General features: G+C 74.3%; 24 protein-coding genes. 8 read left to right on the top strand and 16 right to left on the bottom strand.

Features of this window, described 5'->3' with window-relative positions:
- The first annotated feature begins 7 nt into the window (after positions 1-7).
- The 4 genes from QWY28_RS11945 to QWY28_RS11930 are packed head-to-tail and all read left to right on the top strand — an operon-like array spanning position 8 to position 4,557.
- Positions 8-1,336 carry an ABC transporter permease gene (locus QWY28_RS11945; protein WP_300952784.1) on the top strand — a complete coding sequence of 443 codons (1,329 nt, stop codon included), beginning with the start codon at positions 8-10 and terminating at the stop codon, positions 1,334-1,336.
- Positions 1,337-1,340: 4 nt separating this feature from the next.
- Positions 1,341-1,748, top strand: coding sequence for a cytidine deaminase (locus QWY28_RS11940; RefSeq protein ID WP_300952783.1), 408 nt, complete (start codon positions 1,341-1,343; stop codon positions 1,746-1,748).
- Positions 1,745-3,043 (top strand): thymidine phosphorylase, encoded by a 1,299-nt coding sequence (locus tag QWY28_RS11935; RefSeq protein WP_300952782.1) that lies wholly within the window; start codon positions 1,745-1,747, stop codon positions 3,041-3,043. The genes QWY28_RS11940 and QWY28_RS11935 overlap by 4 nt, the downstream gene beginning before the upstream one ends.
- Before the next feature lie 5 nt (positions 3,044-3,048).
- Entirely contained in the window at positions 3,049-4,557 is a 1,509-nt protein-coding gene (locus tag QWY28_RS11930) for a fused MFS/spermidine synthase (RefSeq protein ID WP_300952781.1), read from the top strand.
- Positions 4,558-4,615: 58 nt separating this feature from the next.
- On the opposite strand, the gene QWY28_RS11925 is transcribed toward QWY28_RS11930, so the two are convergent.
- The 5 genes from QWY28_RS11925 to QWY28_RS11905 all read right to left on the bottom strand — a co-directional run bounded on the left by QWY28_RS11925 (position 4,616) and on the right by QWY28_RS11905 (position 10,117).
- Positions 4,616-5,686, bottom strand: coding sequence for an NADH:flavin oxidoreductase/NADH oxidase (locus QWY28_RS11925; RefSeq protein WP_300952780.1), 1,071 nt, complete (start codon positions 5,684-5,686; stop codon positions 4,616-4,618).
- A gap of 92 nt (positions 5,687-5,778) precedes the next feature.
- Positions 5,779-7,005: an MFS transporter gene (locus QWY28_RS11920; protein ID WP_300952779.1), complete on the bottom strand. Its 1,227-nt coding sequence runs from the start codon at positions 7,003-7,005 to the stop codon at positions 5,779-5,781.
- Positions 7,006-7,051: 46 nt separating this feature from the next.
- Complete coding sequence (locus QWY28_RS11915; RefSeq protein ID WP_300952778.1) at positions 7,052-8,617, bottom strand: peptide chain release factor 3; 1,566 nt, start codon at positions 8,615-8,617, stop codon at positions 7,052-7,054.
- A gap of 10 nt (positions 8,618-8,627) precedes the next feature.
- Positions 8,628-9,227, bottom strand: a complete 600-nt coding sequence (locus tag QWY28_RS11910) for a hypothetical protein (RefSeq protein ID WP_300952777.1) — start codon at positions 9,225-9,227, stop codon at positions 8,628-8,630.
- A 44-nt stretch (positions 9,228-9,271) separates the two neighbouring features.
- Positions 9,272-10,117, bottom strand: a complete 846-nt coding sequence (locus tag QWY28_RS11905; RefSeq protein WP_300952776.1) for a LysR family transcriptional regulator — start codon at positions 10,115-10,117, stop codon at positions 9,272-9,274.
- A gap of 107 nt (positions 10,118-10,224) precedes the next feature.
- Here QWY28_RS11905 and QWY28_RS11900 point away from each other — a divergent pair, with 107 nt between their 5' ends.
- On the top strand, positions 10,225-10,953 hold the full coding sequence (locus QWY28_RS11900) for an SDR family oxidoreductase (protein WP_300952775.1): 729 nt from the start codon (positions 10,225-10,227) through the stop codon (positions 10,951-10,953).
- A gap of 108 nt (positions 10,954-11,061) precedes the next feature.
- Here QWY28_RS11900 and QWY28_RS11895 read toward each other — a convergent pair whose 3' ends face one another.
- From QWY28_RS11895 to QWY28_RS11885, 3 genes are all read right to left on the bottom strand, one after another.
- A complete protein-coding gene (locus tag QWY28_RS11895) occupies positions 11,062-11,256 on the bottom strand; it encodes a hypothetical protein (RefSeq protein ID WP_300952774.1) in 195 nt (64 codons plus the stop codon).
- 45 nt (positions 11,257-11,301) lie between these two features.
- Positions 11,302-11,454, bottom strand: coding sequence for a hypothetical protein (locus QWY28_RS11890; protein ID WP_300952773.1), 153 nt, complete (start codon positions 11,452-11,454; stop codon positions 11,302-11,304).
- 100 nt (positions 11,455-11,554) lie between these two features.
- Complete coding sequence (locus QWY28_RS11885) at positions 11,555-12,010, bottom strand: MaoC family dehydratase (protein WP_300952772.1); 456 nt, start codon at positions 12,008-12,010, stop codon at positions 11,555-11,557.
- A gap of 68 nt (positions 12,011-12,078) precedes the next feature.
- Here QWY28_RS11885 and QWY28_RS11880 point away from each other — a divergent pair, with 68 nt between their 5' ends.
- Positions 12,079-13,185, top strand: coding sequence for an adenosine deaminase (locus QWY28_RS11880; protein ID WP_300952771.1), 1,107 nt, complete (start codon positions 12,079-12,081; stop codon positions 13,183-13,185).
- 163 nt (positions 13,186-13,348) lie between these two features.
- Positions 13,349-14,359 carry a DUF559 domain-containing protein gene (locus QWY28_RS11875; protein WP_300952770.1) on the top strand — a complete coding sequence of 337 codons (1,011 nt, stop codon included), beginning with the start codon at positions 13,349-13,351 and terminating at the stop codon, positions 14,357-14,359.
- 35 nt (positions 14,360-14,394) lie between these two features.
- Here QWY28_RS11875 and QWY28_RS11870 read toward each other — a convergent pair whose 3' ends face one another.
- The 4 genes from QWY28_RS11870 to deoC all read right to left on the bottom strand — a co-directional run bounded on the left by QWY28_RS11870 (position 14,395) and on the right by deoC (position 16,687).
- Entirely contained in the window at positions 14,395-14,907 is a 513-nt protein-coding gene (locus QWY28_RS11870; protein ID WP_300952769.1) for a hypothetical protein, read from the bottom strand.
- Positions 14,904-15,506: an ATP-binding protein gene (locus QWY28_RS11865; protein ID WP_300952768.1), complete on the bottom strand. Its 603-nt coding sequence runs from the start codon at positions 15,504-15,506 to the stop codon at positions 14,904-14,906. The genes QWY28_RS11870 and QWY28_RS11865 overlap by 4 nt, the downstream gene beginning before the upstream one ends.
- Positions 15,507-15,539: 33 nt before the next feature.
- Positions 15,540-15,932, bottom strand: a complete 393-nt coding sequence (locus QWY28_RS11860) for a Rieske (2Fe-2S) protein (protein WP_300952767.1) — start codon at positions 15,930-15,932, stop codon at positions 15,540-15,542.
- 65 nt (positions 15,933-15,997) lie between these two features.
- Positions 15,998-16,687 (bottom strand): deoxyribose-phosphate aldolase, encoded by a 690-nt coding sequence (gene deoC / locus QWY28_RS11855; RefSeq protein WP_300952766.1) that lies wholly within the window; start codon positions 16,685-16,687, stop codon positions 15,998-16,000.
- A 78-nt stretch (positions 16,688-16,765) separates the two neighbouring features.
- On the opposite strand from deoC, the gene QWY28_RS11850 reads away from it, so the two are divergent.
- Entirely contained in the window at positions 16,766-17,371 is a 606-nt protein-coding gene (locus QWY28_RS11850; protein ID WP_300952765.1) for a hypothetical protein, read from the top strand.
- Between the two features lie 46 nt (positions 17,372-17,417).
- On the opposite strand, the gene QWY28_RS11845 is transcribed toward QWY28_RS11850, so the two are convergent.
- The 4 genes from QWY28_RS11845 to QWY28_RS11830 form a co-directional block, all read right to left on the bottom strand.
- Complete coding sequence (locus QWY28_RS11845; protein WP_300952764.1) at positions 17,418-19,622, bottom strand: Ig-like domain-containing protein; 2,205 nt, start codon at positions 19,620-19,622, stop codon at positions 17,418-17,420.
- Between the two features lie 70 nt (positions 19,623-19,692).
- The gene (locus QWY28_RS11840) at positions 19,693-20,301 is read right to left on the bottom strand and encodes a hypothetical protein (RefSeq protein ID WP_300952763.1); all 609 of its coding nucleotides are present in this window, start codon (positions 20,299-20,301) and stop codon (positions 19,693-19,695) included.
- A 219-nt stretch (positions 20,302-20,520) separates the two neighbouring features.
- Entirely contained in the window at positions 20,521-20,946 is a 426-nt protein-coding gene (locus QWY28_RS11835) for a BLUF domain-containing protein (RefSeq protein ID WP_300952762.1), read from the bottom strand.
- A gap of 7 nt (positions 20,947-20,953) precedes the next feature.
- A complete protein-coding gene (locus tag QWY28_RS11830; RefSeq protein ID WP_300952761.1) occupies positions 20,954-22,609 on the bottom strand; it encodes a phospho-sugar mutase in 1,656 nt (551 codons plus the stop codon).
- Positions 22,610-22,631 lie beyond the last annotated feature (22 nt).

Raw genomic sequence — 22,631 nt, 5'->3', positions numbered from 1 at the left:
GGACGAGATGACGACGACCACCGAGGCCCCCGCGGCCGCTCCCGAGCCGCAGGTCCGCGACCGCGCCGACGTACGCCGCCAGGTCCGGCTGGTCATCACCTTCGCGGTGGTGCTGGCCGCCCTCGTCGCCTTCGCGCTGCTGATCGAGGACCCGAAGTTCACCTACCTGCTCGGCGAGAAGCGGACCGCCGAGTTCGTGCCGAAGGACGGCAACGCCACCTACATCTCGTGGGGCGCGGTGGCGATCGCCGCGGCCGCGCTCGTCCTGGCGGCGCTCGACCGGTTCCCGCGCGGCTGGAAGGGTGCGCTGCTCGGCGTGCTCGTCGGCCTCGCGTTCTACGCCGGCTTCCTCATGTGGGCCTACACCGACCAGGGCGAGGGCGGCTTCCAGGCGTTCATCGCCAACCCGATCCCCGGCACGATCCGCATCGCGACGCCGCTGGTGCTCGGCGCGCTGGCCGGCTGCCTGTGCGAGCGCGCCGGCGTCATCAACATCGCGATCGAGGCGCAGTTCCTCTCCGGCGCGTTCTTCGCCTCGGTGTTCTCCAGCGTCGCCTACAGCTCGCTGGTCTTCATCCCGGTCGGCCTGTGCGCGGCGTTCGGACTGCTGGGCGGTGTGGTCGCCGGCGTGCTGATCGCGGCCATGCTCGGCTGGTTCGCCCTGCGCTACCACGTCAACCAGGTGGTCCTCGGCGTCGTGCTGGTGGCCTTCGCGACGGGCCTGACCAGCTTCCTGCTCGGCCAGATCCCGAGCGAGCACAAGGAGACGCTGAACGACCCCCAGGTGCTGGAGAAGATCGAGATCCCGGTCCTCGCCGACATCCCGGTCGTCGGGGACGCGCTCTTCAACCAGACCCTGCTGGTCTACCTGATGTACGCCTCGGTCGCCCTGGTCAGCTTCCTGCTCTTCCAGACCCGCTGGGGGCTGCGGGTCCGCGCGGTCGGCGAGCACCCCAAGGCCGCCGACACGGTCGGCATCAAGGTCGACCGCGTCCGCTGGCAGGCCGTGCTGCTCGGGGGCGTCTTCGCCGGGCTCGGCGGCGCCTACTACACCGTCGGCTCCACGGGAGCCTTCGACCGCGAGGTCTCGGCCGGCACCGGCTTCATCGCGCTCGCCGCGGTGATCATGGGCCGCTGGCACCCGGTCGGCGCGACGTTCGCCGCGGTGTTCTTCGGCTTCATGTGGAACCTGCAGAACCAGCTGTCGTTCGTGCAGCCGGTCCCGGGCGAGCTGCTCGGCGCCGCGCCGTACCTCGCCACGATCATCGCCGTCGCCGGCTTCGTCGGTCGGGTCCGCCCGCCGGCGGCCGACGGCGAGCCGTACGTGAAGGGCTGACCCGGTGGCCGACGACATCGACTGGGCGGCGCTCCAGGAGGCGGCGACCGAGGCGATGCGGCACGCGTACGCGCCGTACTCCGGCTACCGCGTCGGCGCCGCCGGCGTGACCGCCGACGGTCGCACGCTGGTGGGCTGCAACGTCGAGAACGCCGGGTACGGCGTGACGCTGTGCGCGGAGTGCGGGCTGGTCAGCCAGCTGCACATCACCGGCGGCGGCCTGCTGACCCACTTCGTGTGCGTCAACGGCGACGGCGCGGTGATCATGCCGTGCGGCCGCTGCCGCCAGCTGCTGTGGGAGAACGGCGGAGCCGCTCTCCAGGTGATGACCCCCCTCGGCGTGCGACCCATGACCGAGGTGCTGCCCCAGGCGTTCGGACCGGACGACCTGGCCAAGGAAGGAACTCGATGACGAACGACGCGGGCGCCCACGACGCGGTCGAGGTGATCACCGCCAAGCGGGACCGCCACGAGCTGTCCGACAGCCAGATCGACTGGGTGGTCGACGCCTACACCCGCGGCGCCGTCGCCGACGAGCAGATGTCGTCGCTGGCGATGGCGATCCTTCTCAACGGGATGACCCGCCGCGAGATCGCCCGCTGGACCGGCGCGATGATCGCGTCGGGGGAGCGGATGGACTTCTCCTCGCTCTCGCGGCCCACCGCCGACAAGCACTCCACCGGCGGCGTCGGGGACAAGATCACCCTGCCGCTGGCGCCGCTCGTCGCGGCGTGCGGCGTCGCCGTCCCGCAGCTCTCCGGCCGCGGGCTGGGCCACACCGGCGGGACGCTCGACAAGCTCGAGGCGATCCCCGGCTGGCGCGCCTCGCTGTCCAACGCCGAGATCCTCGACCAGCTCGATTCGCTCGGCGCGGTCATCTGCGCGGCCGGCGACGGCCTGGCCCCGGCGGACAAGAAGCTCTACGCGCTGCGCGACGTGACCGGCACCGTCGAGGCGATCCCGCTGATCGCCTCCTCGATCATGAGCAAGAAGATCGCCGAGGGCACGGGGGCGCTCGTCCTCGACGTCAAGGTCGGCTCCGGCGCCTTCATGAAGGACGTCGACCGCGCCCGCGAGCTCGCAGAGACGATGGTCGCGCTGGGCACCGACGCGGGCGTCCGCACGACCGCGCTGCTCACCGACATGTCCACCCCGCTCGGGCTCACCGCCGGCAACGCGATCGAGGTCGCGGAGTCGGTCGAGGTGCTCGCCGGTGGCGGTCCGGCCGACGTGGTCGAGCTGACCCTCGCGCTCGCCCGGGAGATGCTCGCCGGCGCAGGCGTCACCGACGCCGACCCGGCCGACAAGCTGGCCGACGGCTCGGCGATGGACGCCTGGAAGGCGATGATCCGTGCGCAGGGCGGCGACCCCGACGCGGAGCTGCCGGTCGCGCGGGAGTCCCACGTCGTCGTGGCGCCGTCGACCGGCGTGCTGACCCGCCTGGACGCGATGGCCGTCGGGCTCGCCGCCTGGCGCCTCGGCGCGGGCCGCGCCCGCAAGGAGGACCCGGTGCAGGCCGGGGCCGGTGTCGTCTGGCACGCCCGCCCCGGCGACGCGGTCACCGAGGGCCAGCCGCTGTTCACCCTGCTCACCGACGACGAGCACCGCTTCGAGCGGGCGCTCGCCTCGCTCGAGGGTGGGTACGACGTCGCGCCGGCCGGCACCGAGGTCACCCCGCAGCCGCTGGTCATCGACCGGATCGGCTGAGCCGCGTGCCGGGGTCCGGTCCGCCCGCCGGCCGGGTGGTGCCCGGGCCCCGCGAGTCGGCCGCCCTGGTCTTCGGGTCCTCGGCGGCGGTGCTCGTCGTCGAGCTGGTCGCCCTGCGGCTGCTCGCGCCCTACCTCGGGCTGACGCTGGAGACCAACACGCTGGTCATCGGCCTCGCGCTGGCCGCGATCGCGCTCGGCTCGTGGGCCGGGGGCCGCGCGGCCGACGTGGTCGACCCGCGGCGCGCGCTCGCCCCGCTGCTCGGCGGGTCCGGGGTCGTCGTGGCGGCGACGCCGTTCCTCGTCCGCGGGGCCGCGGAGTCCGCGGGCGGCTCGCTCCTGCTGCTCGCCACCGCGGTCACCATCGGCGTCCCGGGCGCGCTGCTCTCGGCCGTCACGCCGATGGTCACCAAGCTCGCGCTGACCTCCCTCGCCGAGACTGGCACCGTCGTCGGCCGGCTCTCCGGCATCGGCACCGCCGGCTCGATCGTCGGCACGGTGCTCACCGGCTTCGTGCTCGTCTCGGCGGTCCCCATCAGCGGCATCCTCGTGGGGCTCGGCGTCCTCCTGGCGCTGGCCGCCGTCGTCGTCGGCGTGCGGGTGCGCGGCCCGCGGGGGGTCGCCCCGACGCTGGCGCTCGTGCTGGCCGGGACCGGCCTCGGCGGGCTGGCGGCCGCGGTGGCCCCGGGCGGCTGCGACGTCGAGACGCAGTACCACTGCGCGCGCGTCGACACCGACCCCGAGCGCTCCTCGGGTCGGGTGCTGGTGCTCGACGGGCTGCGCCACTCCTACGTCGACCTCTCCGACGCCACCCACCTGGAGTTCGAGTACGTCCAGGCGGTCGCGTCCGTCGTCGACGCGGTCCTCCCCGCGGGCGAGCCGCTGGCGGCGTACCACCTCGGTGGCGGGGGCCTGACCCTGCCGCGCTACCTCGCCGAGACGCGGCCGGGCACGACGAGCCTGGTCTCCGAGATCGACCCCGGGGTCGTCGCCGTCGACCGCGACCTGCTCGGCCTCGAGACCGGGCCCGCGTTGGAGGTGCGGGTCGAGGACGGCCGGCTCGGGCTCGCCTCGCTCGCCGACAACAGCCGCGACCTCGTCGTCGGCGACGCCTTCGGCGGCGTCAGCGTGCCGTGGCACCTGACCACCCGGGAGGCGGTGGCCGAGGTCCGGCGCGTGCTCCGCCGCGAGGGTGTGTACGCCGCCAACCTCATCGACCACGGACCGCTCGCCTTCGCCCGCGCCGAGGTGGCGACGCTCCGTGAGGTCTTCGACCACGTGGCGCTCGTCGCGCGGCCCGGCGCGTTCGACCGGACGGCCGGCGGCAACGTGGTCGTCGTCGCCTCGGACGAGCCGCTCGACCTCGCCGCCGTCACGCGTGGCCTCGCCGATCGCGACCTCGGCTGGGAGGTCCGCGCCGACGCCGACCTGGACGCCTGGGTCGGCGACGCCGACGTCCTCACCGACGACCGCGCGCCTGTCGACCAGCTGCTCACGCCGTTCGCGGAGGGCTGAGCCCGGGCGTCTCCACGACCCGGTGTCCGAGGGCGAGCGGTCCAGGAAGGTCAGCGGGTCAGCGTGCCGCGCGGCGGTACTGCACCGGCCAGAGGTCGGTGCCCTCGACGCCGAGCTCCCGGGCGGCGCGCAGCGGCCAGTGCGGGTCGCGCAGCAGCTCGCGGGCGAGCAGGACGACGTCGGCGGAGCCGTCGGCGAGGACGTCCTCGGCCTGCTTCGGCTCGGTGATCAGGCCGACCGCGCCGGACGGGATGCCCGCCTCGGTCCGGACGCGCCGGGCGAACGGCACCTGGTAGCCCGGCTCGAGCGGGATGTCGGCCAGCACGTTCCCGCCGGTGGAGGTGTCGACCAGGTCGACGCCCTCCTCGCGGAGGAGCGACGCCAGGCGCACCGTCTCGTCGGCGGTCCAGCCACCCTCCACCCAGTCGGTCGCGGAGAGCCGCACCACGACCGGCACGCCCGCAGCGACCCGCCCGCGGACCTCGCGGACCACCTCCAGCACGAGCCGGGCGCGGTTGTCGAACGAGCCGCCGTACGCGTCGGTGCGGTGGTTGGAGAGCGGGGAGAGGAACTCGTGCAGCAGGTAGCCGTGCGCCGCGTGCACCTCCAGCACGTCGAAGCCGGCGGCGACCGCGCGCTCGGCGGCGTCGCCGAAGGCCGTCACGACGCGCGCGACGCCGTCCGCGTCGAGCTCCTCGACGTCCTCGCGCAGGCCCGGGAACGGGTCCGCCGACGGTCCGACCGGCCGCCAGCCGCCCTCGGTGTCGGGGACGCCGCCGCGCTCGCCGGTGAAGCCGGAGTACGTCGACGCCTTGCGCCCGGCGTGGGCGAGCTGGATGCCGGCCGCGGCGCCCTGCCCGTGCACGAAGTCCACGATCCGAGCCCACGCCGCCTGCTGCTCGTCGTTCCAGATGCCGGTGTCCTGGGGCGAGATCCGCCCCTCGGGCACGACCGCGGTGGCCTCGGTGATGACCAGCCCGGCCCCGCCGCGCGCGAACGAGCCGAGGTGGACCAGGTGCCAGTCGTCCGGCATCCCGTCGATGGCGGAGTACTGGCACATCGGCGCCACCCAGACCCGGTTGCGGACGGTGACGTCGCGGAGGGTGATCGGGGTGAAGAGCTGGCTCACGGGGTGCTGCCTCCTGGGTCGCGGGGTTGCGGGTTCCAGGGGCCCAACCGGCGCAGGGGCGTGGAGATTCCGCCGGGGCCGGCGACCGACGTTCAGGCGGGCGCGTCCGGGGAGCCGGTGAGCCGGACGCGGGTGATCGTCGGCCGGGTGGCGGCGACGGCCACGACGAGGACCATCAGCACCGCGCACACGAGCTGCGTGCGACCGGCACCGATCGCGACGGCGAGCGGCCCGATGGCGAGCTGGCCGACGGGCATGGCGACGAAGGAGAAGAACCCGTCGATCGACATGATCCGCGACAGCATCGCCTCGGGGACCTTCTCCTGCACGGTGAGGTTCCAGGCCAGGTCGATCAGGCTCAGCCCGGCACCGGCCACGACGAACGCCGCGGCCAGCAGCCAGGTGTCGACCCACGTCCCGAGGACGAGCATGGGGACGGCGCTGAGGCCGAATCCGAGCACGCACGTCCGCAGCGGCACCCGCAGGGTCACCCGGGCCAGGAAGAACGCCGCCACGAACACGCCGACCGCCTGGCCCGACCGCGCCAGGCCCCAGCCCTCGCTGCCGATGGTGTCGTCGGCGATCGTGGGCCCGAGGACCCCGAGCGCGCCGCTCATCAGCGCGTTGAACACCAACGACGCCGAGGCGACCGGGATGACCCAGCCGAGGCTGCGCGCGAAGGACCACCCCGCGACGAAGTCGCCGATGACGCTCGGCCGCGCCCGGCTACGGTCCCCGGGAGGCAGGCGCACGAGCGCGAGGAACGCCGCGGCGACGACGTACGTTGCGGCGTCCGCCGCCAGCGCCCACCCGGGCCCCGCGGTCGCGACGAGGAGGCCCGACAGTGCGGGACCGGCGATGCCGACGGCGCTCTCGGACTGGCTGACGAGCAGGTACGCCGGCTTGCGCTCGCCCACCGGCAGCAGGATCGGCACCATGCCGTGGAACGCGGGGTAGCTGACCGCGAAGACCGTGCCTGCGACGAGCTGCAGCACCACCAGGTGCCAGATCTCGGCCACGTCGGCGAGCACGAGCGCGGCCGTGGCGGCCTGGACGGCGCCCTGGAGGAGGTTGCAGCCGCGCAGCACGACCGCGCGGGGCAGCCGGTCGGCGATCGCCCCGCCGAGCAGCATGAAGGCGACCATCGGCACCGTCCACGCGGCGACGACCAGGCCGAGCGCCCCGGGGGAGTCGCTGATGTCGAGGACGGCGAACGCGAGCGCCACCCCGGCCATCGACGACCCGGCGCGGTTGACGACCTCGCCGAGGAAGAACCAGCGGAAGGCCGGCGTCGCCAGCGGCGACAGGCGGCTGCTCACGAGCGGCGAGCCTAGGCGTCGCCGGCGCGGTCGACGTGCGGTTTCCTCAGCTGCCGCCGGCCGGCAGTGCCTCGAGCATCACGTCGGGGTTGTCGCGGGCGGTGACCTTCGCGCGCCACTGGTCGACGAACAGCGCGAGCCGGGTGCCGTCGCTGCGCTGGAGCACCTCGACCCCGCGCATCCCGGCCAGCGCCTCCGCGCCGGCGGCGTCGGTGCGCCGGGCGAGCTGGTAGTCGAGCCGGTTGAAGCGGATCGGCGCGTTGAACTCGTTGGTCATCCGGTCCTCGACGACCTCGAACTGCATCGGCCCGACGGCGGCGAGGACGGGGTTCTGGTCGCCGCGCAGGTCCGAGCGCAGCACCTGGACGACGCCCTCCTGGTCGAGCTGCTCGATGCCCCGGCGGAACTGCTTGTAGCGGCCGATGTCGCCGGCGCTGGCGGTCACGAAGTGCTCGGGGGCGAAGGTCGGGACGGGCGGGTACTCGATCGGCTCGCCGACGTAGATCGTGTCGCCGACGCGCAGCGCGGTGGCGTTGACCAGACCGATGATGTCGCCGGGCTCGGCGGTCTCGACCGAGGTGGTCTCGCGGCCGAAGACCGCCTGCGCGAACTTCGTCGCGAAGGGCCGGCCGGTGGCGGCGTGCGTGACGACCATGCCGCGCTCGAAGGTCCCCGAGACGACCCGTGCGTAGGCGAGCCGGTCGCGGTGGGCGGTGTTCATGCCCGACTGCACCTTGAAGACGAACGCGCTGAAGTCGTCGTCGACGGCCCGGACCGAGCCGTCGACGCCCTCGGTCCCGCCCGGGGCCGGCGCCAGGTCGAGCAGCAGGTCGAGCAGCTGGGCGACGCCGAAGTTCTGCAGCGCGGAGGCGAACATCACCGGCGTGGTGCGGCCGGCGAGGAACTGCTCCTGGTCGTGGTCGGCCTCGTCGAGGCCGAGCAGCTCGTGCTCCTCGACGGCGTCGCGCCACACCTGCAGGTCGTCCTCGCCCACCTCGTCGGCACCCAGGCGCTGCTCCGGGGCGCGGGTGGCGCCGCCGGCGGTGCGGGTGTACTTCACGAAGTCCCCGGTACGTCGGTCCAGGACGCCGCGGAAGTCGCCGGCCTCGCCGACCGGCCAGGTCAGCGGGGTGGGCCGCAGGCCGATCTTCTCCTGGATCAGGTCCATCAGCCCGAGCGCGGAGAGGCCCGGCCGGTCCCACTTGTTGATCACCGTGATGACCGGGATGCCGCGCAGCGCGCAGACCCGGAACAGCTTGAGGGTCTGCGGCTCGAGGCCCTTGCCGGCGTCGACCAGCATGACGGCGGAGTCGACCGCGGACAGCACGCGGTAGGTGTCCTCGGAGAAGTCGCTGTGGCCCGGGGTGTCGACGAGGTTGACGACGTGGTCGCGGTAGGCGAACTGCAGCGCGGCGGAGGTGATCGAGATCCCGCGCGCCTTCTCCATCGCCATCCAGTCCGACACGGTCGCGCGCCGGTCGCCCTTGCCGTGCACGGCGCCGGCCTCGTTGATCGCCCGCGCGTGCAGCGCGAGCGCCTCGGTCAGGGTCGACTTGCCCGCGTCGGGGTGGCTGATGACGGCGAAGGTACGACGGGGACGGGTGTCGGGCACGGCGGAAAATCTACGCGGTGCGGGCGCCGTTCCCCGCTTCAGCGCCAGCGCCGGGGTCGGCGACCGCCCGCAGCAGCTCGTTGGTGAACCATCCGCCGCGCCGACCGTCGCGCTCCCGGCTGCTGACGACGATGCCGACCCCCAGGTCGAGCGCGAGCTCGGTCGCGGTGGGCAGGTCCCCGGGCGCCGCCGGTGTCCGGTCCTCGCCGTGCTCGAGCCGCTCGGAGACCTCGGAGAGGACCAGCGGGCAGCACGAGCAGATCGGGTCGTAGCCGGTCACCGCCCGGGCCACGAACGCAACGACCGGTCGGCCGAACAGCTCCGCCCGGCGTACGTCGGTGATCTCCACGCCCTCGGTCAGCTCGTGCGGGTCGAGCATCGCCGACCACTCGTAGCTGGTGGCGTAGGGCTCCAGCGGGCGCAGCGACCACGAGGACGGGGGAGCGCCGCGCTCGCGGACGCGGCGGCCGTCGTCGAGCACGACGCCGTCGAGCTCTCCGTGCCGGAGGGTGGCGTGGACCGAGAGGTAGGAGGAGCGGTGCACGAGCTCGAGCTCGGTCCACCGCTCGTGGGCCGAGCCGGCCAGCCGGCGTACCTCGTCGGGCGTCACGCTCCCGCAGCCTAGGCAGCCCGGGGGCGGAGGTCCTCCCCGTTTCAGAGCCGCAGCGCGGTCCGCACCAGCTGGGCGACGTGCTGCGAGCGGCTGTGCGGCGGCCACGCGACCACGGTGGTGACCGTCCGTGCGTCCAGGACGGGCACCGCGACGACGTCGTCGCGCAGCTGGCTGCGGGCCGACTCGGGTGCGAGGAAGTACGTCCGGCCCAGCGAGATCAGCTGCAGCAGCTGGGTGTGGTCGCGGACCTCCGGCCCCGGCCCGTCGGCGTACCGCCCGTCGCGCCCGGGCCACCGCGGCACCGGCAGGTCGATCCCGTCGAGGTCGGCCATCCGCAGCTCCCGGGACGCGCTGAGCGGGTGGCCGGGCGGGAGGATGACGACCTGGGTCTCGGTGACGAGGTCCTCGACGTCCAGGCCGGTGAGGTCGTCGTACGGCGCGTGCAGGATCGCCACGTCGGCCCGGCCGGTCCGCAGCAGCCGCTGCTGCTCACCGGGCGCGCACAGCGCCACGTCCACGTGGGCGGCGCCGGGCTCCGCGGCGTACGCGTCGAGCAGCTTGGCCAGCAGCTCGTTGGACGCCCCGGCCTTGCTCGCCAGCACGATCGTGGGACGCCCGGCGGAGGCGACCGCCGCGCGCCGGGTGCGCTGCTCGGCGGCCTCGACCGCGTCGAGGGCGGCGCGCGCCTCGTGCAGCAGGACGGCGCCGGCCGCGGTGAGCGTCACCGAGCGGCTGGAGCGGGTCAGCAGCGGCGTGCCGAGGCGGCGCTCGAGCTGGCTGATCGCGCGGGAGAGCGGCGGCTGGGCGATGCCGAGGCGCTCCGCGGCGCGGCCGAAGTGCAGCTCCTCCGCGACGGCGACGAAGTACCGCAGCTCCCGGGTCTCCACGAGCGCGACTCTAGTCCCGCGCGGCCGAGAGACCGATACCCGTGAGGTATCGACCCTGACCAGGGCGGTGTTGGACCGCCCGGTCGCGGCGCCGAAGGATGAACGGCATGACGGAGAAGAAGGTCGCCCTGGTCACGGGCGCGAACAAGGGGATCGGCTACGAGATCGCTGCGGGCCTGGGTGCCCTCGGCTGGCAGGTGGGGGTGGGGGCGCGCGACGCGGCCCGGGGGCAGGAGGCGGTGGAGCGGCTGCGCGAGGCGGGCGTCGACGCCTTCGGCGTGCCGCTCGACGTCACCGACGACGAGAGCGTGGCGGCCGCCGCGCGACGGCTCGGGGAGGTGGGGCGGCTCGACGCGCTGGTCAACAACGCCGGCATCACCGGCAGCGTGCCGCAGGCGCCGACCACGGTCGACGTCGACGTGATCCGCACGGTCGTGGAGACGAACGTGATCGGCGTCGTCCGGGTCACCAACGCGATGCTGCCGCTGCTGCTCCGCTCGCCGGCCCCGCGGATCGTCAACGTCTCCAGCGGCGTCGGCTCGCTCACCCGCCAGGCCGCCGCGAGCGGCGAGGACTCGGTCGGGCCGGTGGCGGCGGCGTACTCGCCGTCGAAGACGTTCCTCAACGCGGTCACGCTCCAGTACGTCCGCGAGCTCGCCGGCACCGGCATCAAGATCAACTGCGCGTGCCCCGGGTACGTCGCCACCGACCTCAACGGCTTCCGCGGCACCCGCACCCCGCAGCAGGGCGCGGCCACGCCGATCCGGCTGGCCACCCTGCCCGACGACGGCCCCACCGGCGGGTTCTTCGAGGACGCCGGCGTCGTGCCCTGGTGACCCGTCCGCCCCGGGGCGCCGTCGGGCGCGGCGTACCCGGGCCTCGCGTCACTCCAGCCCCACCAGTCACACGGACGCAGCGGCCGGGCCCGCCGCGGGCTCACCGCGTCAGGACGGCCGGCGTCCGTCCCCGCCCGCCGGGTCGCGGAAGCGCTCGCGGACGGCGGCGGCCTGCTCGGGCGTGAGGTGCCAGCGGCTGTGGGGGACGCTCTGCCACCCATGGTCGCGCAGCCACTGCCGGACGGCCCTGGGTGCGACGCAGAGCTCCTTCGCGAGCTCGGCCGGGGTCAGGGTGTCGGGCATGCCCGCGACGCCATCCGCTCGGCGGCACGCCCGGGGTCGGCGTGCTCACGTCCAGAGGAGCACGAGGACCAGCCCGAGGGCGGCGGCCGGGAGGAGGCCGGCCTCCCACCAGGAGAGCCCGACGGAGGTCGCGAGGTGCACGAAGCAGCTCGCTGCCAGAGCGGTCAGGACGGTGACCACGGTCCTCAGGAGTCGCACCGGGTCAGGATCGGCGGGCGGTCGCGTCGGCGCATGAGCACGCAGGCTCATCCGGCGCCCCACCGAGGAGCTCGACGCCGCCGAGCGGCGCTCCCGCCGCTCAGTCGGCGAGCAGCAGGACGACGGTCTCGGCGACGCAGGCGGGCTTGGCCTCGCCCTCGATCTCGACGGTGTACTTGATGACGGCCTGCTTGCCGGCGGGGATGTCGGTGACCTCGCCGAACGCGACGTGGCCGCGCACCCGCTTGCCGACGAGCAGCGGGTTCGGGAAGCGCACCTTGTTGACGCCGTAGTTCAGCTTCGCGCCGGGGGTGTCCAGGGCGAAGACCTGGCTGCCGAGCCACGGGACGAGGGAGAGGGTGAGGTAGCCGTGGGCGATGGTGCCGCCGAAGGGGCCGGTCGCGGAGCGCTCGACGTCGACGTGGATCCACTGGTGGTCGCCGGTGGCCTCGGCGAAGAGGTCCACGCGCTGCTGGTCGATCTCCACCCAGTCGGTGCTGCCGATGTCGGTGCCGGCCGCCGCGGCGACCTCCTCGAAGCTGGAGAACGTACGCATGGTGGCTCCTCGGTGAAGGTGCGGAAGGCGATGTGGACGTCGGCGGCCCTGGTGCTTGGATGGACCGCATGCAAGATAGTGCCCCCGCCCCGCTGACCGAGGAGCAGGTGCGCCGGGCACCCAAGGTCCTCCTGCACGACCACCTCGACGGGGGCCTCCGCCCGCAGACGATCGTCGAGCTCGCGGCCGGGTGCGGCCACGAGCTGCCGGTGAGCGGCGGCGCCGAGGAGCTCGGCCGGTGGTTCACCGAGTCCGCGGACTCCGGCTCCCTCGAGCGCTACCTCGAGACCTTCGACCACACCGTCGGTGTCATGCAGAGCGCCCAGGCGCTGACCCGCGTCGCGCGGGAGTGCGTGGAGGACCTGGTCGAGGACGGTGTGGTGTACGCCGAGATCCGCTACGCCCCCGAGCAGCACGTCCGCGACGGGCTCAGCCTCGACGAGGTCGTCGCCGCGGTGCAGCAGGGCTTCGACGAGGGCTGCGCGGCCGCCGGCGACCGGATCGTCGTACGTCAGCTGCTGACCGCCATGCGCCACCAGGCCCGCTCGATGGAGATCGCCGAGCTGGCCATCGCCTGGCGCGACCGGGGCGTCGCCGGGTTCGACATCGCCGGCGCGGAGGCGGGCTACCCGCCCACCCGGCACCTCGACGCCTTCGAGTACCTCCAGCGCGAGAACGCGCACTTCACCATCCACGCCGGCGAGGCGTTCGGGCTGCCGTCGATCTGGCAGGCGCTCCAGTGGTGCGGTGCGGACCGGCTTGGCCACGGCGTGCGGATCATCGACGACATCACCGCCCACGAGGACGGCTCGGTCGAGCTCGGCCGGCTCGCGGCGTACGTCCGCGACAAGCGGGTCCCGCTGGAGATGTGCCCGATGTCGAACCTGCAGACCGGTGCCGCCGCGTCCCTGGCCGAGCACCCGATCGGGCTGCTCAAGCGGCTGCGCTTCCGCGTCACGGTCAACACCGACAACCGGCTGATGAGCGGCACCTCGATGACCCACGAGATGTGGTCGCTCGCCCAGGCGTTCGACTACGGCCTGCGCGACCTCGAGTGGTTCACCATCAACGCCATGAAGTCCGCCTTCCTGCCCTTCGACCAGCGCTTCGACCTGATCTCCTCGGTGATCAAGCCGGGGTACGCCGCCCTCGCGACCGAGGCCGCTCAGGGCTGAGCCGTCGAGCGGACGTCATGCGGACGGAGCACCCGCTTGCTCCGTCCGCATGACGTCCGCCGCAGGGCCGCCTGCCGTGCACAGGGACGCTCAGCGACGTGGCTGCCCCCAGGGCGGTGCCGGCCCAGCGGTCCGCTGCGGCCGCGCACGCGAACGTGGCCGCATGCCTGCCACGCCACCGCACGACCTTCCCTCTCTCGCCGCCGCTCGTCGTGTCGCCGGGCGCCAGGGAGGTGTCGTCTCCCGTCGTCAGCTGTACGCGCTCGGCGTCACCCGGTGGCAGGTGCGCGGCCAGGTGCGGGCCCACCGTTGGCAGCTGCTCGGGGACCAGTCGGTCTGCCTGCACAACGGCGAGGTCAGCCACGTCGGCCACCAGTGGGCAGCCGTGTTCCATGGTGGCCCGCGCGCGTGCCTCGACGGTGCGTCCGCGTTGGTGGCCGGTGGCCTGCAGCGGTACGCCGTGGACCGGGTGCGCGTGTCCGTGCCGCGCGGCGCCCGGGTCCGGCGCAGCCCCCGTTACGACATCCGTCAGACCCGGCGGTGGAACGCCGCCGACGTCGTCGCCACCGGTGTGCCGCGGACGACACCCTCGGTGGCCGCCGTCCGTGCCGCGCTCTGGGCCGCGACCGACCGTCAGGCGGCGTACCTCCTGACCCTGACGGTGCAGCAGGGGCTGGCCACCGCCGAGCAGGTCGGTGTCGAGGCGCTCCGCGTGCGCCGGGACCGCCGCCGGGCGCTCGTCCACGCGGTGGTCCACGAGCTCGTCGACGGCGCGCGAACACTGGACGAGGCGGCGATCGTCCGGGAGCTGGTGCGTCGCGGGTTGCCGGCGCCCGCGAGGCAGGTGCTGCGACGGGGCCGCAACGGCCGGTACTTCCTGGACCTCTCGTGGCCGGCGCACGGCCTGGTCGTCGAGGTCGACGGCATCCAGCACGCCTGGGCCGACCACGTCGTCGGCGACGCCGTCCGGCACAACGACCTCGTCCTTGCCGGGGACCGCGTGCTCCGCGTGCCCGCGCTGGGGCTCCGGCTGGAGCCGGACACGTTCTACGGCCAGATCGAGCAGGCGCTCCGTGGCCGGGGTGACGACTCGGCGGTATCACCGGACGCGGAACGCGGGAGCGACCGAGCGGACGTCATGCAGAGGGAGCACCCGCTTGCTCCGTTCGCATGACGTCCGGCCCGGAGGGCAGGCGGCCGATCCGACCGTCAGGCGCGGGCGGGCACGACGGCGAACCAGGGCCGGTCCCAGCCGGCCACCCGCAGCCGGCGGGCGTCGAAGGCGGTCCGGCGCACGATGACGGGCCCGCCGACGGCGGGGTCGTAGAGGCGCATCCGGTCGCCGTCGGCGGCCAGGACGAGGACGACGTGCCGCGGCAGCCACCGGTTGCCGACGTAGAGCGCGACCGGGCCGGATGCGTCGCCGAGGGTCGACCAGCGCGCGCGGCGGACGCGGTAGGGCGAGCCGGTGACGAGCGCCAGCTCGCGCGCGACCGCCCAGGGCGGGGTGCCGAGGGCGCGCGGCCAGGGCAGCTGCGCGCGACCGTCCCGCGAGCGGGGGCCGGTCACCCGTCGGTGCATCGCGAGCACCTCGGCCGGGAAGGACCGGGCGGCTCGCGCGGCGTACTCCTCCTCGGCCAGCATCCGCGACACGACCAGCACCGACGCCCCGCACGAGAGCGGGTCGGGCTGGCGCAGCGGGGCGCCCCAGGGGAGGGTCATCCGCCGGCGAGCAGCCGTCGGGCGTCGGCGCAGGCCTCGTCGGGCGTCACGGGGGTACAGCCCTTCGCGACGGCCTCGGCGACCACCTCGCGCTGGGCGCGCATGAGGGCGAGGCCGCGGCGGACGAGCACCAGCGGCGGCTTGCGGTGCTCGCGCAGGTCGCGCTGGAGACGCAGCCAGAACGTGCGCAGCGGCGAGCGCCGGATGCAGTACGCCGCGGCGAGGATGCCCGCCTCGCGGGCCGGCTGCACCACGTCGGGGGCGAAGATCCCCTCGGCGACGAAGAACCGCGCCCCGTCGAGGTCGAGGGTCTGCCACCCGCAGCGCCCGTCGTGCGCGATGTCGTAGACCGGGACCTCGGCCACGCCGCGCTCGCACAGCTCGCGCATCGCGCTCATCGCGTCCTCGGGCAGCCAGGAGTCCGGGTGGTCCCAGTCGACCAGTCCGGTGTTCGCGCCGTGGGTGATGCGGGGGAGCGTCGGGTCGCCGCCGGACTTGTAGAAGTCGTCGAGCCGCAGCACCGGCAGCCCGATCCGAGCCGCGAGCCGCGACTTGCCCGACCCCGAGGGGCCGGCGAGGACGATGACCCGGGCGCGCACCGGGACATTCTGCCGGTCGGGGACCGGCGACCCTCAGTCGACCTCGACCCGGTCGCCGGTGACGCGTGCGCGGCCGGTCCGCAGCGTGAGGACCTTGGCGTACGCCGCCACGAACTGGCGGTACCCGCGGGCCGGGCCGTGGTAGCCCAGGAACCCCTTCGGGCCGTCGACCATGGCGCCGGTGCGCACGTCGTACCGGCTCTGGTGCCACGGGCAGACCAGGCAGCCGTCCTCGTCGACGTGGCCCTTGCTCAGGTCGGCGAGCTGGTGGCGGCAGCGGCGGGAGACCGCGAACGGCTCGCCGGTGCGCGCCGTCGGGTCCGTGGCGTCGGTGGTGCGTCGCAGGCCGACCACCCACTGGCCGACCAGGCGGACCGTCCCGCCGGCCAGCTCGGAGAGGGGCACGCTGCGCTTGTCGTCGTTCATGCTGCGCCGGTACCCACCCCTCACCCCTCCGCCCGCCGAGTGGTCACGTGTGGCGGGCCGGGAGGTCAGTAGCCGCTGCCGCCGGAGGTCGCGCCGTCGGCCGAGCCGAGGAGGGCGCGGCTGCCCGAGACGCCGAGCCGGGTGGCGCCGGCGGCCATCATCGCCCGCGCCTGGTCGAGGGTGCGGACGCCGCCGGAGGCCTTGACCTGCAGGTCGGGCACGGTCTGGGCCATCAGGCGCACGGCGTGCTCGGAGGCGCCGCCAGAGGGGTGGAAGCCGGTGGAGGTCTTGACGAAGTCGGCGCCCGCGGCAGCGGCGGCCCGGCACACACCGACGATCTCGTCGTCGGACAGCGCGGCGGACTCGATGATCACCTTGAGCACGGTCGGCGACGGGGCGGCCGCGCGGACCGCGGCGACGTCGGCCTCGACCGCGTCGAAGCGACCCTCCTTCGCGGCGCCGATGTCGATCACCATGTCGATCTCGTCGGCACCCCGGGCGACGGACTCCGCGGCCTCGGCGGCCTTGACGGCCGAGGTGTGCTTCCCGCTCGGGAAGCCGCAGACGACCGCGACCTTCAGGTCGCTGCCCTCGGGCACGGCGACGGGCAGCATCGAGGGGGACACGCACACCGAGTAGGTGCCGAGCTCGACGGCCTCGGCCACCAGCGCCTCGACGTCGGCGTGGGTGGCCTCCGGCTTCAGCAGGGTGTGGTCGATGGCCTGGGCGACCTGGGTGACGGAGGGTTCGCTCACCGCGTCAGCATAGGCTCGGTGCGGGCCCCGTCGGGACGGCGGGCCCGCAGGCACGGGACAGGTCGGGAGGAGCACGCGGTGGTCGAGGCAGGACCCGGCGGGGTCACCGAACGCTTCCGACCCACCAGCGGGCGGGTGACCGGTGTGCTCGCTCTCGTGGCGGTCGCCGGCATCGTCGTGCTCGGCTTCGTCGACGGCTTCCCGGCGCCGGTCGTCGCCGGCGCGGTCGTCGTGGGCGTGCTGGCCTGGGCCTCGATGCTCAAGCCCCGGGTAATCGTCGCCGATCGCCGGCTGGTGCTCCGCAACATGCTGGAGACGACCTCGATCCCGCTCGCGGCGATCGAGGAGCTCGCGGTCCGCCAGGTGCTGGCGGTCCGGGTGGGGGAGAAGCGCTACGTCTCGCCCGCGGTGGGGCGTTCGTGGCGCAACACGCTGAAGTCCTCCAAGCGGCCGGCGGCCACCGACGGCGACGGAGCCGCCCCGCGCAAGGACCCGGCGTACGCCGACGTCGTCGAGGCGCGGATCCGCCAGCTCGTCGACGACGACCGCGCCCAGCGGGGCATCGAGCGGTACTCGCCCGAGGCCGACGCGCTCGCCGCCGAGGTGCGGCGTACGCCGGCGTGGACCGAGCTCGCCCTGCTCGCCGCCGCGCTCGTGGCGTTCGTGGTCACCCTGCTGGTCTGAGCCGCCGACTCAGCGCGAACGGCCGCGGGTCGGGCACGGACGTCGCTCACCAGTCGCGGTCGGACCCACCGGTCTCGGTGGCGGGAGTGGCTGCGGCCGGGCGCCCCGCGAGGTCGAGCACCGCGGTGGACGGCGTCCACACCATGCTCGCGGACGTGCTGCTGGTGCGCGGCGTCGACCCGCTGGTCTGGGCGCCGAGGACGATGGTCACCTGGGTGACCGGGACACCGCCGACGCTGGTCGTGGTGGCGGTCATCGTCGCGCTGAAGAGCGCGGTCCGGAGGCTCCTGACGTAGTCCTCGCGCAGGTTGACCGACCCGAGGTTCACCGCGGCGCCCGTGCGCTGGACGTCGAGGGTGTCACCACGGCTGCCGAGGCCGAGCAGGTTGCCGTCCCGCACCCGGACGGTGACGCCGATCGCGGCACCGGTCCACCCCGAGGTGATCGTCGAGGGCTGCGCCTGCCCGCTGTAGGTCAGCACCAGACGGTCGCCCGGCTCGATCCGGCCGAGCGTGGCGCCACCCGGGACGGTCTGCACGTCCATGGCACGGAGGGGACTGTTGTCCACCCGCCGGGAGGTGACGCTCGCCGAGGTCGTGGTGCGCCCGCCGCCGTCGACCATGACCGCTCGCAGGTCGTAGGAGCCGTTGGCGACCAGGCCGGTGTTCCAGCTGCAGGCGTAGGGCGCGGTGGTGTCGGTGCAGAGGTCGGTCCAGGCGGTGGTGCCGGTCGCAGCGCGCTGCACGCGCACGGAGACGACGCCGGAGGGTGAGTACGCCGACGCCGCGACCTGGACGGTGCCGCTGAGGAAGGCGCCCGGATCGACGACCGAGACCGACGCGACCCGGTTGTCGACCGTCCGGCCGGTGACCGCCGCGGACGTCGTCGTACCGCCCGCGGCGTCGGTGGCCACGGCGCGGAACGAGTAGGTGCCGTCGGCGACCGTGGTGGTGTCGAACCGGCAGCTGAAGGGCGCCTCGGTGAGGGTGCAGGCGTCGCGCCACGTGGTCGAGCCGGCAGCGGCGTGCTGGAGGACCACCTGGTCGACGCCGGAGTGCGCGTCGCTCGCGCTGGCCGTCAGCGTCACGACCCCTCGCAGCGGAGAGCCGGGATCCTGCAGGACCACCGAGGGTGCGACGTTGTCGACCTGCACCCCTTCGACCACCGGGGACGTCATCGTCGCCGAGCCCGAGACGAGGACCGCGCGCAGGTCGTACTCCTGGTTGGCCAGGCCAGTGGTCGACCAGCTGCAGGTGTACGGCGCCGCGGTGTCGGTGCAGATCGTGCGCCACGTGGTGCTGCCGGCGGGCGCGTAGTCGATGCGGACCGTGGTGCCCGGCGCGACAGAGCCGGTGACCACCGCGGTCAGGGGGGTCGTGCCGCGCACCGCATCGGGAGGGTCGACCAAGGTGAGGGAGGTGACGACCTCCTCGGCGACCGACCACGTGCTGCCGGTGGTCGCGGTGGTCGAGGTGAACGACGCGCCGGCGCTGCCGGACCAGACGAGAGGGAGGGCGAGCAGGGCGACGACGGCCAGGGGTGATCGCGCCAGGACCTGTCCGTCGGCCGGCACCAGACGGGGCCGTCGGAACCTGCGGATGCGGTCCTCCGGTGCCGGCGGCCGGCGGCGCGCCTTCGGCCTGGCCGGTGGGCGTGGCGCTGGCCCGCGCGCGGTGCCGCGGCGGGCGAGCGCGAAAGCGGCGCACGTGAGCATCGCCCACGCGGCGAGGGGCAGGATGTTGCGGTCGGCGATCCACACGAACGGCTTGCCCACGAAGGGCACGAGCAGGATCGCTCGTGAGCGGAGGTCTCCACGTCGGACGGAGGTGGCGTCGATCTCGCGGTTGGCGTCGCCCGCGGTGGCCCACTCGCCCTCCCCGAGGTCGGACACCACCCGGTGGACGAGGAGCTGCTCGCGGTCGGTCACCGCGGGATTGGTGAAGACCATCACCCGCCCGAGGGGCACGTCCTCGGCGTCGGTGAACGGTCGCGCGACGACGACGTCGCCCACGCCGATGGCGGGCTCCATCGAGCCGGTGCGGATGACGTGCGAGGTCCAGCTCCACGCCAGAGGGAGGGTCGCGACGACCGCGAGGGTCAGCAGCAGCGCCCGGTAGGCGCGTGCGGTGAAGTGCACGACGAGACCGGCCCACGCCCAGGCGGGGCCGGTCTGGCCGGCGGCTCCGGCAGGAGCCCCGGCAGGGTCGGTGAAGGAGGGTCCGTGGACCCCGGCCGTGGTGGTGTCGGCCACGGTCCCTCCTTCCCGAGAGGTGCGCGTTCAGGCGCGGGGGTGCAACGGTCGTGCTGTCGGTGACGCGGGATCAGCTGCTCTGCAGCTCCCACTGGAAGTCGATGCCGGTCTTCGCGCCCTGGAGCTGGTCGACCTCGGCCTGCGAGAGCGCGCTGGTGTCGAAGGTCCAGGTGATCCGGTAGGTCCGCGAGCTCGTGCCGGCCGGCACGTCCCAGCCGCCGACCGCGTCGGCGTACTCGTCGAACGTGGCGAGCTGCTTGAGGCTGGTGCCGGCGGGGATGACGGTGTCGACGGGGACGAAGCCGTCGCACGAGCCGAAGCCCCCGCCGTCGCCGGAGGCGACCTCGACCTTCACGTGGTTCTCGAGGCCCTGCGCCGAGACGACCGGGTTGACCGCGTAGCCACGGACCGTACCGGGGACGGACGCGTTCGCGGTCGCCTTGATGCACTTGGTGTCCGTCTGCATGGGGACCATGCCGGCAACCTGGAACCGGGCACTGCCATTGTCGTCGTCGGTCAGGGCGACGGCGCCGGTCGACCACTCGTTCCCGGAGTTGCGGGTCGTGCCGGTGAACGCGGCGTACGAGGACTGCCAGACGAGGCCGGCGGCCGCGAGCACGGCGAGGGGAGTGGCGGCAGCGGCGACGATCTTGCCGGTGCGGGGCGTGGGGGTGCGCATGAGGGGGTTGCTCCTCGAAGGGGGTGAGGGGGTTGTCTGGACCACCCTCGGTCGCCGATGTGACCTGTGTCCCAGCTTCGAGATCGACATGGCCCGGCTGTGCGGCAGGACGAGCCGGGCGGCTGACCCCCTGGCCCGTCCGGACCATCTCCCATGGCCCGGACGGGCCATGGGGCCACTCGGGTGTTCGGTGGTGCGGTCCGGTGCCGCGCGCCCCGCTCAGCGCATGGACTCGCGGAACGTCCGCAGCAACGAGGCGACGATCTCGGCGTGGTGGTCGTCCTCGCCGGTGGTGAGGTCGTCGCGGCCGCGCAGGAAGTCGGTGAAGCCGTCCTCGCGGTCGAGGTCGAGGGCGCTGACGTCGCGGAACCCCATGGACCAGTCGGGGAACGAGCGCCGGTCGACCTGCTCGCGCAGGAGCACGATCACGCCGCGGTGGCGGTGGTCGCGCTCGATCGAGGCGAAGGTGCGCTCGACCTGCTCGTCGGGGCCCTCGAGCACCTGGATGATGTTGCCGCCTCGGTAGAGGAGCACGCCGGTGATGCCGCGCTCGTGGTTGCGGGGCCGGATCGCCTCGAGCGCGCCCACCAGGGCGTCGGCGTCGGCGAGCTCGGTGGCGGAGCTGACGTAGGTCAGGGACAGCACGACGACCTCAGATCCCCGCGGCCGACTTGATGCCCGACCGGAGCGCGTCGAGGCGGCCGGCGGCGTGGATGCGCGCCGCGTCCACGCCGTCCTCGGGGTCGACGGGGACGACGACCTCGAGGTAGCACTTCAGCTTCGGCTCGGTCCCGCTGGGGCGTACGACGACGCGCGCGCCGCCCGCGAGGGAGTAGCGCAGTCCCTCGGTCGGCGGCAGGTCCGCGGAGCCGGCGCTCAGGTCGTCGACGCGCTCGACGGGCAGCCCGCCGAGCTCGGCCGGCGGGGTGGCCCGCAGCCGCTCCATCGCGGCGCCGATCTCGGCGAGGTCGGTGACCCGGACCGAGAGCTGGTCGGTCGCGTGCAGCCCGTGCTCGAGGGCGATGTCGTCGAGGATGTCGACCAGCCCGCGGCCCTCCGCCTTCGCCCGCGCGGCCAGCTCGCACAGCAGGAGCAGCGCGGAGACGCCGTCCTTGTCCCGGACGTGCTCGGGGTCGACGCAGTAGCCGAGTGCCTCCTCGTAGCCGAAGGCCAGCCCCTCGACCCGGCCGATCCACTTGAAGCCGGTGAGCGTCTCGGCGTACGGCTGCCCCGCGGCGGCGGCCATCGTGCCGAGCAGCGAGGAGGACACGATCGAGGTGGCGTACGTGCCCTGCTTGCCGGCGCTCAGCAGCGCGTGCGCGAGCAGCGCGCCCACCTCGTCGCCGCGCAGCATCCGCCAGCCGTGCGGGCCGGGGACGGCCGCCGCGCAGCGGTCGGCGTCGGGGTCGTTGGCGACGACGAGGTCGGCGCCGTGCTGCGCGGCCAGTGCCATCGCGAGGTCCATCGCTCCGGGCTCCTCGGGGTTCGGGAACGCCACGGTCGGGAAGTCGGGGTCGGGCTGCTCCTGCTGCTCCACGACCCGCGGCTGGGAGAACCCGGCCGACTCCAGCACCTGCAGCACCGAGGTGCCCCCGACGCCGTGCAGCGGGGTGTAGACGAGGTCGAGGTCGCGGGGGCCGTCGGCGGCGAGGCCGGCGACGGTGTCGAGGTACCGGTCGACGATGCCCTCGTCGAGCACCTTCCCGCCCGCGCCGCGGGGCACGTCGGCGAGCGGCCCGACCGCCGCGATCCGGGCCGCGATCTCGGCGTCGGCCGGGGGCACGATCTGGCTGCCGTCGCCGAGGTAGACCTTGTAGCCGTTGTCCTGCGGCGGGTTGTGGCTGGCGGTCACCATCACGCCGGCCGAGCAGCCGAGCTCGCGGATCGCGAAGGCCAGCAGCGGCGTCGGCAGCGGCCGCGGCAGCACGTGCGCGGCGTACCCCGCACCGGTCATCACCTCGGCGGTGTCGCGGGCGTAGACGTCGCTGTCGTGCCGGGCGTCGTACCCGATGACGACGGGGCCGGTCGCCCCGCTGTCGCGGAGGTACGCCGCCAGGCCGGCCGCCGCGCGGGTGACGACCGCCCGGTTCATCCGGTTGGGGCCGGCGCCGATCGCGCCGCGCAGGCCGGCCGTGCCGAACTCCAAGGTCCCGGCGAACCGGTCCGCCAGGTCGGCCGTCGCGGCGTCGTCGCCGGACTCGACCCGCGCGACGACGGCCTGGAGCTCCTCGCGCGTCCGCGGGTCGGGGTCGTCGGCGATCCAGGCGCGGGCGGCGTCGAGCAGGGCGGGAACGGCGGTGTTCGTCACCGGACCACCCTACGAGGGCCGC

It is taken from the genome of Nocardioides oceani (genome assembly GCF_030412965.1).
In the GTDB taxonomy this organism is placed as follows: domain Bacteria; phylum Actinomycetota; class Actinomycetes; order Propionibacteriales; family Nocardioidaceae; genus Nocardioides; species Nocardioides oceani.
Note: the sequence above shows the minus strand (reverse complement) of the source record. Positions and strands in the feature narration are given on the sequence as shown.